The following is a 12705-nucleotide window of genomic DNA, read 5'->3' as shown; positions in this document are numbered from 1 at the left end:
ATCCCCATCTCCATTCGTTTTACTTTAGAAACTTGAAGATACCGTATAACATGAAGAGAAGAAACAACTTCCTCATTCTGATTGCTCGCCTAGCCTCCCTTTGACACCCATGACAATTCCCGGTTCTGCCAGACGGACACTCATCGCGCAAGCCATCATGCTGCTGAGTCACTATGGGTTTGACACCAAACCCCACACGACGGCGGAACGGATGGGCCATTGGCTTGATGCTTACGAAGCGGATTGGATTCGCACCGCGATTATCGAAGCCCTCTACCAAGGACGGTATAAAGCCGTTTCTGTAGAGCATATTCTCAGTCTTTGGCAAAAGCGGGGTCGCCCCTCTCCTCATTTCACCGGGGATTTTGAGCGGATTATTTGCCGCAAATTGCCGGAATGGTACATGAACATCAGCAGCGTTGAATCGGATGCAGCGGTGAATGAACCAGCGGCGGCCGAGTTACCCGTGTTTACGACCACACCATCCGCCCCCCCGGTATCCCTTCCCCCCGTCGCCCCTGGGGTACAACGGTGGCGACAGTTGGCCCAGATTGGCCCAGGGACTGCCAATGGTGAAGGGATGATCGCTCGATTGCGATCGTTTGCCTATCTTGATGTTACGGCCCCTCCCCAAGTTTCCCCCACTGCGGTCGATGAGATCAGCGAATCCTTAGCAATGGAACCCGCAGACCTGAATGAGGGCGCGATCGCCAATCGTCCCGAAGACGTTGACCCCTCTGGTGAAGCCCTTGATGGTGAAGCGGATCGCGCCATTGACTGCAAGGCGGTTAACGTAGACGGGAATGAATGGGGAACTGGGTTAGACCATGGGCAAGATTCAACGGCCGCGCTGGATGTTGAACCTGAGTTCACCGAACCATCAGACCTTGAATTAGAAGACCTTGAATTAGAAGACCTTGAGCACGGGTTAACCGATGAATCAGCCATTCAGGGAGAGGCTGACAATCCGTTAGAGGCTGAGTTAACCCTTGATTTAGCGTCTGACCCCGAAGCTGCACAGGACACCGAGAGCATAACGGAAAGCATAACGGCGGTTGATCTAGCAACAGCCACAGAACCCGAAGCCCTCACCCCGTCTCAGGTTGCGCCCTCATCCGATGGGGAAGGTGAGGACAGCGATCGCGCCACTCCCCCCACGGCTAACCTGCTCCTCCTGAGCCAACCCCAAACGGTGAAACCCCGTCCCACCCTCGACCTTCCCAACCCTAAACGCAATTACCCCACCTTTCGCAGTGGGATTCGCACCTTTGTTCCGACCGTGGAACTGTCGCCCTTCCTAGCGCGATTGCTGTATTTTTATGTCACCTTGCCCACACCGGAAGCCATCGATCCCGCTTGGGCATCGGAACCGCTGCCGGTGTCCATCAAACGGAGTTAAATGCGTCTTTACCTGATTCGTCATGGGATAGCCGCCGATCGCGCCCGTTATTCTCAGGATGCCGAGCGTCCCCTCACGGAGAAAGGACGCAAAAAAACCCAACAGGTCGCCCAACGACTCATCCAGTTGGGCATCACCGTGGATGTGCTGCTCTCTAGTCCGTTGGTGCGGGCCCATCAAACGGCGGAAATTTTCCAACAGGCAGGACTGGCCCCTAGTGTTGATCTGTTTCCCCCGTTAGCACCGGAGGGGGATCTTAATTTGTGGGTCAATTGGTATACGGTGCAATCATTGAATGCGATCGCCCTCGTCGGCCATCAACCGGATCTAGGGCAATGGGCCGAGCAACTGGTATGGGGAAATACTAGCGATCGCCTCACCGTCAAAAAAGCCGGCATCATCGGCCTTCGCCTCAACCCCAACGGCAACCCCATCGGCAACGCGGAACTCTTTCTGCTCACCTCGCCAAAATGGTTGCTTTAACGTTCTTGCCCCCAGGGATCACAACCGCAGCGTCACGATGCCCCCAGCCTGATCGAACAGTACAGTCAGCGGGAGCGTCCCACTGTTACCGATGGTTCGCGGCCAAACTTGGACACTCCCCATGCAGCGCCGATCGATACGGATAGGACAGTGGCGGAACATTCGCTGCGAAGTCCCCTAAACCTTGGCTTCGAGCAACTTCAAATATTCCGTATTCACCCCAGATTCACGGGTGAGGGCAATTTTTCCCGTCCGGGACACTTCCCGCAGGCCGAACTTATTCAACATTTGAATCAACGCCACCAGCTTACCGGGATCGCCCACCACTTCAATCGTGAGGGTCTCATCGGAAATATCCACAATTCGCGCCCGGAAAACCTGAGTGAGTTCAATCACTTCCGCCCGATTGGAGGCCGAAGCATTCACCTTAACCAACATTAATTCCCGCTCGACACAGGGCGTTTGGGTAATGTCTTGAACTTTTAAAACGTTAATTAACTTGTAAAGTTGTTTCGTGAGTTGCTCAATAATTTGATCATCACCGGGTACAACCATAGTGATCCGAGAAATACCCAGTTGTTCAGCCGGGCCCACTGCCAAGCTCTCAATATTGAAGCCCCGTCGGGCAAAGAGTCCTGCGATTCGGGTCAGGACTCCGGCCTCATCTTCGACCAAGACAGATAATGTGTGTTTCATGGGTGTTCAATCTCCCGCAATGCCAATCCGAAATATGCCTAGACAGTCCAGTGTAGTCTGTTTTCTGACTAAATTTATCCTGAACAAATAATGCAATCCATTGAAAACGACCAAAATCCAAGGGCAACAATTATAGAGCATTCTTGTTGCGATGGGATGGGTTTGGTGACTGTCTAAGCATGATGAAAAGGCGGCACCCGGATTTGAACCGGGGATAAAGATTTTGCAGACCTCTGCCTTACCACTTGGCTATGCCGCCGAATATTGCATTGCTGATCATAGCACGATTGCGAACGAAAATGAGATCTGACGGTGAGATCCCATGGCCGTTTCAACGGGGGTGCGGAGGATTCAATCGAGTTGAATGCCGAGTTCTAAGATGGCGCTGGTGTTGGATTCTGAGGGATGGGTGCGGAGCATAGCGCCAATGCGGTCAGAATGCCCAAAACGAAAATGAACATCTTTATCGTCAATTTTGAATTCACTAATGCCCGGCAGTTGTGCAGTGGCAGGCAAGATGGTCAAGTTGTAGTCTTGTTCGCCGTAGCAGCGCACTTGGTTGGTGTTGCCCACGGCGATACATTGGAGGTTACCCATTTGTTCCGGTTCGAGGACGTTCACCCAATTGGTATCTGCGGTGTCGTTGCCGTACCCAACCCCTTCAAAGATGTGCAAATTGGTGGGTTCCATGGTGGGAAATACGGATTGTGCCTGAGCCGCAGATCCCAGCAGTGAGGCAGTGGCTACGCTCAACAGGCCGAGGTAAAAGGCAGGACGTTGATTCATGTTTAGTGCTGTATTTATCCCTTTTTATGATAGGAAATTTTGAATCTGTTGCTGCCTAAAATCATCATGACTCGGTAACAACGTTACAGAATGAGCGCCTCTGTTTACATTCCTTTGTTTTTCGTAACTTTTATTCAAAAAGAACGATGAATGTTGGGCGATCGCAACGGTTACAGCTTGTTCACCCATGACCCTCACCCCAAACCCCTCTCCCACGGGGCGAGGGGCTGCTGATCTAGACATGATGATTTCTCAACAGGCTTTACCCTCCCTTCCTTGGCCTGCCAAATTCCAGCGCCGCCCCGGAATTTTCTGAATCTATTTTCAGCGGGGGTAATCCCTGCGATACTCTAGGTTAGGCAACTCAAATGTTCAACTGCAATTTACGCATTCACGCTGACAGTCTATGACCGCATCCGTCTCAACCCCCACCCGCACTGTGCGCCTCGCCTCACGGAAAAGCCAATTGGCATTGGTGCAAACCTATTGGGTTAAAGCACAACTTGAACAGCATTTTCCCCACATCACCTTTGAAGTCGAAACCATGAGTACTCAAGGGGATAAGATTCTCGATGTGGCGCTTTCCAAAATTGGGGATAAGGGTCTGTTTACCAAGGAACTCGAAGTCGGCTTGCTCAACAATACCGCTGATTTTGCGGTGCATTCCCTCAAAGATTTACCGACCCGCTTGCCCGATGGGTTGATGTTGGGCTGTGTGACGGAACGGGTTGAACCGGCGGATGCGCTGGTGGTTCATGCCCAGCATCAGGATAAGCAACTGGCCACGTTGCCCCCAGGTACTGTGATTGGCACGTCATCGCTGCGGCGCTTGGCGCAGTTGCGCCACCATTTTCCCCATTTGGAATTCAAAGATATTCGCGGCAATCTGAATACTCGTTTACAGAAGCTCGATAATGGCGAATACGACGCGATTATTCTGGCGGTGGCGGGGTTAGAGCGGTTGGAGATGAGCGATCGCATCCATCAAGTCATTCCCGGTGAAATTTCCCTCCATGCCGTCGGCCAAGGGGCGTTAGGCATTGAATGTCGTGAGGGTGATCAAGAAATCCTCGATATTCTCGCCGCCCTCGAACACGCCCCCAGTAAAGCCTGCACCCTCGCGGAACGATCCCTATTGCGGGAACTCGAAGGCGGTTGCCAAGTTCCCATTGGGGTGAATAGTCGCATTGAAGGGAACACCCTCACCCTCGTCGGGATGGTGGCGAGTTTGGACGGTCAGCAATTGATTAAAGATACGATCAGCGGCCCGGTAGACCAAGCCGAGCAACTGGGGGCAAATCTTGCTGCGATGCTCAAAGAACAGGGGGCAGGGGAAATTCTTGCCGCTATTTTTGCAGAAATCAATCGTTAAGGAGACTCACTTCACCGCTGGATCAGGGCGAGGTGTGAGCCGAAGCAAGAGGGGTTTGATGTTCAAGCCTCTCTTGTTTTTTTTGGGTTTCCGGTGCGATCGCGCCCCAATCTTGTGGGATTTCCGGGGCAAAATTTGGGCAGACGGCGGATACCCCCTAAGATTGGCCTAGTCAAGCCGAGGATTTTATCATCAGTTCTATGACGATCGCGATTCACACCCCAGACTGGGTTAAACACGCTGTTTTCTACCAAATTTTTCCCGATCGCTTCGCCCAAGGCCAACACCCTCATCAATCGTCTTGGCGCGGCGCTCTCGAATCCTGGCACAGTCCACCCACTGATCAGGGCTATAAAGGGGGCGATCTGTGGGGTGTTTTAGAAAAGCTCGACTATCTCCAGGACTTGGGGATCACCGCCCTCTACTTCACCCCGATTTTTCAGTCCGCTTGTAACCACCGCTATCACACCCATGATTACTATCAGGTTGACCCCCTCCTCGGCGGCGATGCCGCTTTTCGAGCGTTGCGGCAAGAAACCCAAGCACGCGGGATCAAACTCGTCTTGGATGGCGTGTTTAACCATGCCAGTCGCGGCTTTTTCTATTTCAACGACATTTTAGAAAACGGCCCCCATTCCCCCTGGCTCGATTGGTTCAAAATTCAAAAATGGCCCCTCTCTGCCTACGATGGCAACTATCCGGCCAATTATGAAAGCTGGGTGGGCAATCGCGCCCTGCCCCAGTTCAACCACGATAACCCCGATGTGCGGGAATACATTATGCAGGTGGGGGAATATTGGTTGCGCCAAGGCATTGATGGCTGGCGGTTGGATGTGCCGTTTGAAGTGACAACACCGGGGTTTTGGCAGGAGTTTCGCCAGCGGGTGAAGGCGATTAATCCAGAGGCCTATATTGTCGGGGAAGTGTGGCGCGATTCCCGCCAATGGCTGGATGGGACGCAGTTTGATGGGGTGATGAATTATCTATTTACGGGGCCGACGTTGGCCTTTGTGGGGGGCGATCGCATTGACCCCGCCATGGTGGAACGCCCGGACTATGATGTCTATCCGCCCATGGATGCCGCCCAATACGCCGCCAAAATGGAGGCCCTGATCGCCCTCTATCCCTGGGAAATTGAACTGACCCAGCTTAATCTGTTGGACAGTCACGACACGCCCCGCGCCCTGACGGTTTTGGGGGAAGATGCCCAGGCGTTCCAGTTAGCGACGCTGTTGATGTTTACGTTTCCGGGCGCACCTTGTATTTACTACGGCAATGAGGTGGGCTTAAGTGGGGCGATGGACCCCGATTGTCGGCGCGTCTTCCCGCCAGAGTCCGAGTGGAATCAGGCAATGCTCGCCCAACATCAAGCGTTGATTGCCTTGCGCGATCGCTTTCCCGCCCTTCGCACCGGAGACTATCGCGTCGTCGAGGCTAACGGCTCCCTCTACGCCTTTACCCGCAGTCTTGGCCCCGCTCAACTCTTGATCGCGGTCAATGTGGGACGGGAGGCGATCGCCATGCCACGCCCCACCGCAATGCAACATTGGCCCGTGGTCTATGGTGCGCCCCAAACTGAGGATCAAATTACCCTTCCCCCCCAATCTGCCTGCATTCTGACGAATCAAGCCTAAACAGACCTCAACAAAAGCAAAGCCCCCGCATTTAAAAATGCGGGGGCTTTGTGGGGAATTTGTTAACGCTTACACTAGGGCTGCTTCTGGTACAGACCAACGTTGCACGGCATTACCGATCACGGATAGCTCTTGCATCAGGGCGGCAAACCGTTCAGGGGTGAGGGATTGCGGCCCATCGGAGAGGGCTTTTGCCGGATTGGGGTGAACTTCGATCATCAGGGAATCGGTTCCCGCTGCAATACAGGCCTTCGCCATCGCCGGAACATAGGCAGAACTGCCCGTGCCGTGGCTGGGGTCGAGCATGATCGGCAGGTGAGTGAGCGATCGCAACACTGGCACGACCGAAACATCTAACGTGTTGCGGGTATAGGAGCGGTCAAAGGTGCGCAGACCCCGTTCACAGAGAATCACATTCGGATTCCCCGCCGCCAGCACATATTCCGCCGCCATCAACCATTCATCAATCGTCGAGGACATCCCGCGCTTCAGAAGAACAGGCTTATCTTGGGCCCCCACCTTCTTGAGGAGCGAGAAGTTTTGCATATTGCGAGCGCCCACTTGCACCACATCCGCCACTTCACTCACCTTTTCCACATCCGCCGTATCCATCACTTCCGTAATGATTCCCAAACCAGAGGCTTCACGGGCAGCGGCCAAAAGACCCAGGGCACTTTCTCCGTGGCCCTGGAACGCATAGGGGGACGTGCGGGGCTTGTACGCACCGCCGCGCAGGAATTGAGCGCCGGCAGCCTTCACCGCTTTCGCCGTCGCGATGATCATCTCTTCGTTTTCCACAGAACAGGGGCCGGCCACCACCACAACGGGATGATGTTCACCGATCGCCACCTGACCATCGGGAGTGCTAACCCAGACTTCGCTAGCTTCACCATGGCGGAATTCGCGGCTCGCTCGCTTGTAGGGGCGTTCAACCCGCAGCACGGTTTCAATCCATTGGCTGCGTTCTTGGATCTGCTGTTCGTCAAGATCCGCTGTGTCACCAACGAGGCCAATGACGACTTTATGTTTACCGACGATTTTTTCAGGAGTCAGGCCCCACTCTTCAAAATCTTCACAGAGACGATTCACTTCTGCTTCCGGTGAACCGATGCGCATTACAACAATCATGTAGGATTCCTTCCAATCTGGAGCTTAGGAGTTCACAAATAAATAAGTTTTCTACCGCCCATTGTGCCATTTTCACTTCGACAGCGGGCGGACGTTTCAAGTCTTTACAAAACCAATGCTGAGGAGTGGGGCGGGGGGATGCAGGGGCGATCGCAATCCCTACCCCCCCTCAGTCCCTCAGTCATTACGACCTAGACCCATCAAGAGGGGTCTGGATTTTTGGCAGACCGGGTACTGCGACGAGCTTCGCGCCAGGCCTCAAACAACCGTTTTGCATTCAGGGTGAATTCTTGCCAACCGAACCAGCCACCCACCCGGTTTTCATCCCACGATGTCGAAAGAATGCCATAACTCAACCCAACGACCCCCAAGCCAAACAGCCCCAAGGTTGCCGCAAACACGGCATAGGGTGGAATATCAAACCAATCATGGCTGACCACCCAGTAAAAAATAAAAAAGCTGGCCACCCCTAACCCCGAAGGCACGCCACAAAACAATGCCATGCGCCGAATCATCCGGCGGCTCACAACATCGGGAATGGCCGAGAGTGAAGCCGCTTGGCGGCTTTCGGGTGTGACCACGGGAGCGACGGGTTTCGCGGCCTTGTTTCGCTTGCGACGAGGCTCAAACGGGAGGGTCTTACGTTGAGAATCTTCAGACATTAGGCTGCTGCAATGAGGGTTAACGACGGATACCGAGACGACCAATCAATTGTTGGTAGTGGGCATAGTCGTGGGATTGGATGTAGTTGAGGAGGCGACGACGTTTACCAATCAGCTTCAGTAGGCCGCGGCGGGAGGAGTGGTCTTTCTTGTTGGTTTTGAGATGGGTGGTGAGATTATTAATCCGTTCCGTCATCACCGCGATTTGAATATCAGAGCAGCCGGTGTCGGTTTCGTGGGCTTGGTATTCGACGATGAGTTGCTGTTTTCGGTCTTGGGTAATGGTCATGAAGTTATCGAAAAGGTAATGGATGATCAACTGCAATAGAGATTGACCATTCTATCATTTCTCTTGAGGGTGAAGCGCAGCAGATGTGAGCAGATATTTATTTTTGAGGGTTCAGGGGGTGAGGATTGGGTGCGATCGCCCCCCTCATCCCATCTCGCCAAACTAAAACGACCATCAGTTCATGATGGTCGTCCCATAACCGGGAATTAAGCTATCCATTCCCAATTCGTTACTTCAAACCGGTGTTGGTGCCTTGCTTGCCCGTTGCCAGTTCAACTTTGACGATTTTGCCGCCCATTTTCATGATCCGCTGTTGCTCACGGAACCAATTATCGTAGGGAACCAGCTTAGTAAAGTATGTATTCTGTAATTCTCTTTGAGTCCGGATGCGGGTTTGGCTTGGAACACAAGCCGTCACTCGAAACATACGCATAGGTCAAATTTTCCGTATTAAAGGGGTGAAATGCAGTTTTTATACACCAAAGTTCGAGAGGTTGTCAGCCAATACTAGATCGTTAAAACTCATCCTGAGCCAGATAGACAAGCTTTTCACCCTAGCACTCGCTCACTAAGCTCTCGAACTCAATGATCCGAACCATCTGTTCGGATGCGGTGAATTAGCTTAAGCCAGAGCAGATGTAGTCGAAGTACACGCCCATTTCTTTACCAGCGTCAGCACCGACCAAGCTAGCGGTCACTTCTTTCATGGCTTGGATAGCTTGCACCGTTGCACCCACGGGAACGCCCAAGGAGTTGTAGGTTTCTTTCAAACCGTTGAGCACGCGCTCATCGAGGATGGAAGGATCGCCCGCCAACATGGCGTAGGTGGAATAGCGGAGGTAGTAGTCCAAGTCGCGAATGCAGGCAGCATAACGACGGGTGGTGTACATGTTGCCGCCGGGACGGGTGATGTCAGAGTACAGCAGGGACTTGGCCACAGCTTCTTTGACGATGCCAGCAGCGTTGGCGCTGATTACGCCAGCGGCGCGAACCCGGAGTTGACCACTAGCGAAGTAGCCTTTGAGCTTGTCCATTGCGGAGCCGTCAAGGTACTTACCTTGAACGTCAGCAGAATTGATAACAGAAGTAATTGCGTCTTGCATCGTTTGTTTCCTAAGTCTGGATCGATTAAGTTAAGAGTCTTTCAATGAAATAGATAGATGAAACTAGAGAGCCTCGCTCGCTAGCCGGTCATCGCTCTATTGCATTGCACCGACAACGTAGTCGAAGTAGGCCGAAGCTTCAGCAGCATCGTCCGCAGACATCATTCCAGAAGCAACTTCCTTCATCTTGGTGATGCCCAAGGCAACGGCTGCAACGGGAGTGCCCAAGGATTTGTACATTTCAAGAGCACCAACCAAACCGATTTCTTCGATCGGGGTGGTATCGCCAGCAACGACTCCGTAGGTCACGAGGCGGAGGTAGTAGTCCAAGTCCCGCAGGCAGGTGGCGGTCATTTCTTCGCCGTACGCATTTCCACCGGGGGAAACCACGTCAGGGCGTTGTTGGAACAGTTTGTCGCCTGCTTCTTTAACGATGCGTTCGCGAGATTCGGATAGGGTCTGAGCAATGCGCAGACGGGCTTCACCACTGGTGACGAATGCTTTGATGCGGCCTAACTCACCGGGGCTGAGGTAGCGAGCTTCTGCATCAGCATTCACGATGGATTTCGTGACGATACTCATTCTTTGGATTCCTCCAACAAAAAAATTAACCAGGTTCGATTAAAACCGGCTTGATATATTCGGTTGAGATGCTGCGAATCAGTTCACCAGCAACCTTCCGGATTTATTTTGCGGCATTGTGTTGACGTTCGTTGTGAATCGTTAATATTTTGTAATGTTATTCCTCATTTTTTGAGGAGGAGGGAGGCGATCGCATTGCCCCTCCTGTTTTCCCCTCGCAACGATCACAACGATCCACGTCCTCACGCTGATTCCGCAAATCGCTCAATAATCCCGCCGCCGAGAACGAGGTCGCCATCGTACAGCACGGCCGCCTGGCCGGGGGTGATGCTGAATTGGGGGTCGTCAAAGACGAGTTTGAGGCGATCGCCCTCTAACGGAATCGCCGTCACCGGCACAGCGGGCGATCGATAGCGCACCCGACCGAGGCAGCGAATCGGGGCCGTGGGGGGCGCGATCGAAACCCAATTAACCCGGTTCACGGTACAACTTGGCTGGGTTGCTTCCTCGCGGCTACCGACGACAACGCGATTCAGCACCGGATCGAGTTTCATCACATAGAGGGGATGGGGGGCGGCGATGCCGAGGCCCTTGCGTTGGCCGATGGTGTAGTGATGAATGCCGCTATGTTTGCCCAAGACAGTCCCGTCGGGGCTAACGATGTCGCCTTCGGTGTGGTTGATGTACTGGTCAAGAAAGGCTTGCATGGAGCCGTGGGTTTCGATCAAGCAGAGGTCTTGGCTTTCGGGTTTTTCGGCGGTGAGGAGGTTGTACTGGGCCGCGAGGCGGCGGGTTTCCTCTTTGGGGATTTCGCCGAGGGGAAAGATTGTATGGGCGAGCATTTCCTGGCTGAGGTCGTAGAGGAAATAGGATTGGTCTTTGTTGAGATCGACGGCGCGGCGCAGTTGGTAGCGATCGCTCGCCTCATCGTAGTGAATCCGGGCATAGTGGCCGGTGGCGATGCGATCGCACCCCCATTCCTGCTGGGCATAGTTCACCATCGGGCCAAATTTCACCGCCCGATTACATTGGGAACAGGGCAGCGGCGTAATCCCCGCCTCATACCCCGACACTAAATAGTTGACAATTTCGGCTTCAAACACCTCGCGACTGTCCACCACATGGTAGGGAATGCCCAACTGTTCGCAGAGCGCGGCAGCATCCACCATGCCATCGGAGCAGCATTGACCCTTCCCCTTCATCAGCCACAGGGTCAAGCCGATCACATCATATCCTTGGTGATGGAGCAACGCCGCAGTTACCGAACTGTCAACGCCCCCCGAAAGTCCCACTACGACCTTATTCATGGCGTTTGCCGATTCCGAATTCAACACAATCATCAGCCTTCTATTATGGCGCATTTGAACAGAGGGCGCGATCGCGCCTTGTCGTCATTTGTTTTCTAGAATGGGAGTTAGAATAAAGCCTATCCTGCCATCACTCGCCCATGCCTGAGGTTATTGAGATTCCCATTGAACTGACCCAATTTCAGCTCCCTGAAGCGGTTCAGGCACGTTTGCAATTGCTTTTAGATCATCAAGATGAGGGTCACACACTCTCTCAGGCAGAACGACAAGAAGCAGAGGGGCTTGTGGAACTGGCCGAATTTTTATCTCTTTTGCATTTACGCTCAATGCGGGTGAGCCAGCAAGCCTAAATGACCAACAACCGCCGAATCACCGAATCTTGAAGCTGTACATTGGCAACGAACTCAGCTTTTGAGCATGAAGCTGTGTAGGTCATAATCAGGTCTGCGGATTGAAGCATATCAAGCAAAAATTGACGATCCCGTTGCATAAATCACCTGAGCGGAGGAAAGAATTTCATGACGGCGCAAATAGTTGCGGCTGTTTTCAATACCTTGACGAGTAATGAGATCAACATCTCGATTAAAGATAGTTTTGAGTTGGGCTTCCATTTGGTCGAGGGTGCTAAATGTGGGGTGGGCTTCTGGGTGAAACTCTACCATTACATCAATGTCGCTATCAGCGCGAAAATCGTCACGCAAAACAGACCCAAAGAGGGCAAATTCTACCACTTGCCATTGATGGCAAAATTTGGTGATTTTTTCTAGGGGTAGATCGATTGTGCTGATAGTCATCTCTGTGTTGCATCCAAATTTTTGGTTCATGGGAGATTTGGGTTTAGGTGGGTAAGAAACCGGGTTTTTGGGACAATTGGGGCAAAAAACGAGCCAACTAACGCAACCCGGTTTCTGGGGGTTAGGTGGGGTTTTGCCAGTCTTGTTGGATGCGATCGCGTTCTTTGGCGGCTCCGAGTTGGGTGTAAAGTTGGTGGGCGGTGGTGTAGTGGAAATTCTTGATAGACTGCGGATGCTAACTGAAGCATTTGGCTAGGGCTAATTTGATTTTTGGATTTGATGACTAACTCTCCTTCTTGCCCTTCGGACAAGTCTAAAACTTGTAGGGGACGGAAGAGACCATTTTCATAGACGGTTTCTACTGTTTGCTGCATATTCGTTCACCTCAAGTACTAAAAAAACTGGTTTTTTGGAACTACTCTTTGCGATCACTCTCCTTAGCGTTAGCGAGGGTTTTGCAATATTCGGCC

16 protein-coding genes, 1 tRNA gene and 1 pseudogene are annotated in these 12705 nt (G+C 52.7%); 5 read left to right on the top strand and 13 right to left on the bottom strand.

Annotation, left to right across the window (positions count from 1 at the left end; translation table 11 throughout):
• Positions 1 to 109: 109 nt before the first annotated feature.
• Both PN477_RS19730 and sixA read left to right on the top strand, forming a co-directional pair.
• Positions 110 to 1399: a hypothetical protein gene (locus PN477_RS19730; RefSeq protein ID WP_272147573.1), complete on the top strand. Its 1290-nt coding sequence runs from the start codon at positions 110 to 112 to the stop codon at positions 1397 to 1399.
• Positions 1400 to 1882 (top strand): phosphohistidine phosphatase SixA, encoded by a 483-nt coding sequence (gene sixA, locus PN477_RS19725; RefSeq protein WP_272118990.1) that lies wholly within the window; start codon positions 1400 to 1402, stop codon positions 1880 to 1882. It abuts the gene before it with no gap.
• A 177-nt stretch (positions 1883 to 2059) separates the two neighbouring features.
• On the opposite strand, the gene ilvN is transcribed toward sixA, so the two are convergent.
• The 3 genes from ilvN to PN477_RS19710 all read right to left on the bottom strand — a co-directional run bounded on the left by ilvN (position 2060) and on the right by PN477_RS19710 (position 3364).
• A complete protein-coding gene (ilvN, locus tag PN477_RS19720; protein WP_072621870.1) occupies positions 2060 to 2578 on the bottom strand; it encodes an acetolactate synthase small subunit in 519 nt (172 codons plus the stop codon).
• Between the two features lie 188 nt (positions 2579 to 2766).
• Positions 2767 to 2837 (bottom strand) — tRNA-Cys (locus PN477_RS19715).
• A gap of 92 nt (positions 2838 to 2929) precedes the next feature.
• The gene (locus PN477_RS19710) at positions 2930 to 3364 is read right to left on the bottom strand and encodes a hypothetical protein (RefSeq protein WP_272118987.1); all 435 of its coding nucleotides are present in this window, start codon (positions 3362 to 3364) and stop codon (positions 2930 to 2932) included.
• 406 nt (positions 3365 to 3770) lie between these two features.
• Between PN477_RS19710 and hemC the strand changes: the two genes are divergently transcribed.
• Both hemC and PN477_RS19700 read left to right on the top strand, forming a co-directional pair.
• Complete coding sequence (hemC, locus tag PN477_RS19705; protein WP_272118985.1) at positions 3771 to 4736, top strand: hydroxymethylbilane synthase; 966 nt, start codon at positions 3771 to 3773, stop codon at positions 4734 to 4736.
• 206 nt (positions 4737 to 4942) lie between these two features.
• Positions 4943 to 6370, top strand: a complete 1428-nt coding sequence (locus PN477_RS19700) for a glycoside hydrolase family 13 protein (protein ID WP_417158866.1) — start codon at positions 4943 to 4945, stop codon at positions 6368 to 6370.
• 69 nt (positions 6371 to 6439) lie between these two features.
• Here PN477_RS19700 and aroF read toward each other — a convergent pair whose 3' ends face one another.
• The 7 genes from aroF to mnmA all read right to left on the bottom strand — a co-directional run bounded on the left by aroF (position 6440) and on the right by mnmA (position 11441).
• Positions 6440 to 7498: a 3-deoxy-7-phosphoheptulonate synthase gene (gene aroF, locus PN477_RS19695; RefSeq protein ID WP_272118981.1), complete on the bottom strand. Its 1059-nt coding sequence runs from the start codon at positions 7496 to 7498 to the stop codon at positions 6440 to 6442.
• A gap of 200 nt (positions 7499 to 7698) precedes the next feature.
• On the bottom strand, positions 7699 to 8160 hold the full coding sequence (locus PN477_RS19690; protein ID WP_272118979.1) for a PAM68 family protein: 462 nt from the start codon (positions 8158 to 8160) through the stop codon (positions 7699 to 7701).
• Between the two features lie 19 nt (positions 8161 to 8179).
• Positions 8180 to 8449, bottom strand: a complete 270-nt coding sequence (gene rpsO, locus PN477_RS19685; RefSeq protein ID WP_272118977.1) for a 30S ribosomal protein S15 — start codon at positions 8447 to 8449, stop codon at positions 8180 to 8182.
• A gap of 229 nt (positions 8450 to 8678) precedes the next feature.
• Positions 8679 to 8882, bottom strand: coding sequence for a phycobilisome linker polypeptide (locus tag PN477_RS19680; RefSeq protein ID WP_072621865.1), 204 nt, complete (start codon positions 8880 to 8882; stop codon positions 8679 to 8681).
• Positions 8883 to 9066: 184 nt separating this feature from the next.
• Positions 9067 to 9552, bottom strand: coding sequence for an allophycocyanin subunit beta (apcB, locus tag PN477_RS19675; protein ID WP_072621864.1), 486 nt, complete (start codon positions 9550 to 9552; stop codon positions 9067 to 9069).
• Between the two features lie 96 nt (positions 9553 to 9648).
• A complete protein-coding gene (locus PN477_RS19670; RefSeq protein ID WP_072621863.1) occupies positions 9649 to 10134 on the bottom strand; it encodes a globin family protein in 486 nt (161 codons plus the stop codon).
• 242 nt (positions 10135 to 10376) lie between these two features.
• Positions 10377 to 11441: a tRNA 2-thiouridine(34) synthase MnmA gene (gene mnmA / locus PN477_RS19665; protein ID WP_272118971.1), complete on the bottom strand. Its 1065-nt coding sequence runs from the start codon at positions 11439 to 11441 to the stop codon at positions 10377 to 10379.
• A 140-nt stretch (positions 11442 to 11581) separates the two neighbouring features.
• Between mnmA and PN477_RS19660 the strand changes: the two genes are divergently transcribed.
• Positions 11582 to 11791, top strand: coding sequence for a hypothetical protein (locus PN477_RS19660; protein ID WP_272118969.1), 210 nt, complete (start codon positions 11582 to 11584; stop codon positions 11789 to 11791).
• Here PN477_RS19660 and PN477_RS20980 read toward each other — a convergent pair.
• From PN477_RS20980 to PN477_RS20975, 3 genes and pseudogenes are all read right to left on the bottom strand, one after another.
• A pseudogene (locus tag PN477_RS20980) lies at positions 11791 to 11931 on the bottom strand (HepT-like ribonuclease domain-containing protein); the annotation flags it as partial. The gene PN477_RS19660 and the pseudogene PN477_RS20980 overlap by 1 nt on opposite strands.
• Positions 11903 to 12235 carry a nucleotidyltransferase family protein gene (locus PN477_RS19655; protein WP_272118967.1) on the bottom strand — a complete coding sequence of 111 codons (333 nt, stop codon included), beginning with the start codon at positions 12233 to 12235 and terminating at the stop codon, positions 11903 to 11905. The gene PN477_RS19655 and the pseudogene PN477_RS20980, both read right to left, overlap by 29 nt.
• A gap of 26 nt (positions 12236 to 12261) precedes the next feature.
• The gene (locus PN477_RS20975; protein WP_417158863.1) at positions 12262 to 12609 is read right to left on the bottom strand and encodes an antitoxin family protein; all 348 of its coding nucleotides are present in this window, start codon (positions 12607 to 12609) and stop codon (positions 12262 to 12264) included.
• Between the last annotated feature and the right edge of the window lie 96 nt (positions 12610 to 12705).

The sequence above is a fragment of the Spirulina subsalsa CS-330 genome (assembly GCF_028330765.1).
In the GTDB taxonomy this organism is placed as follows: domain Bacteria; phylum Cyanobacteriota; class Cyanobacteriia; order Cyanobacteriales; family Spirulinaceae; genus Spirulina; species Spirulina subsalsa_A.
This window is presented reverse-complemented; position numbering and strand designations above follow the sequence as displayed.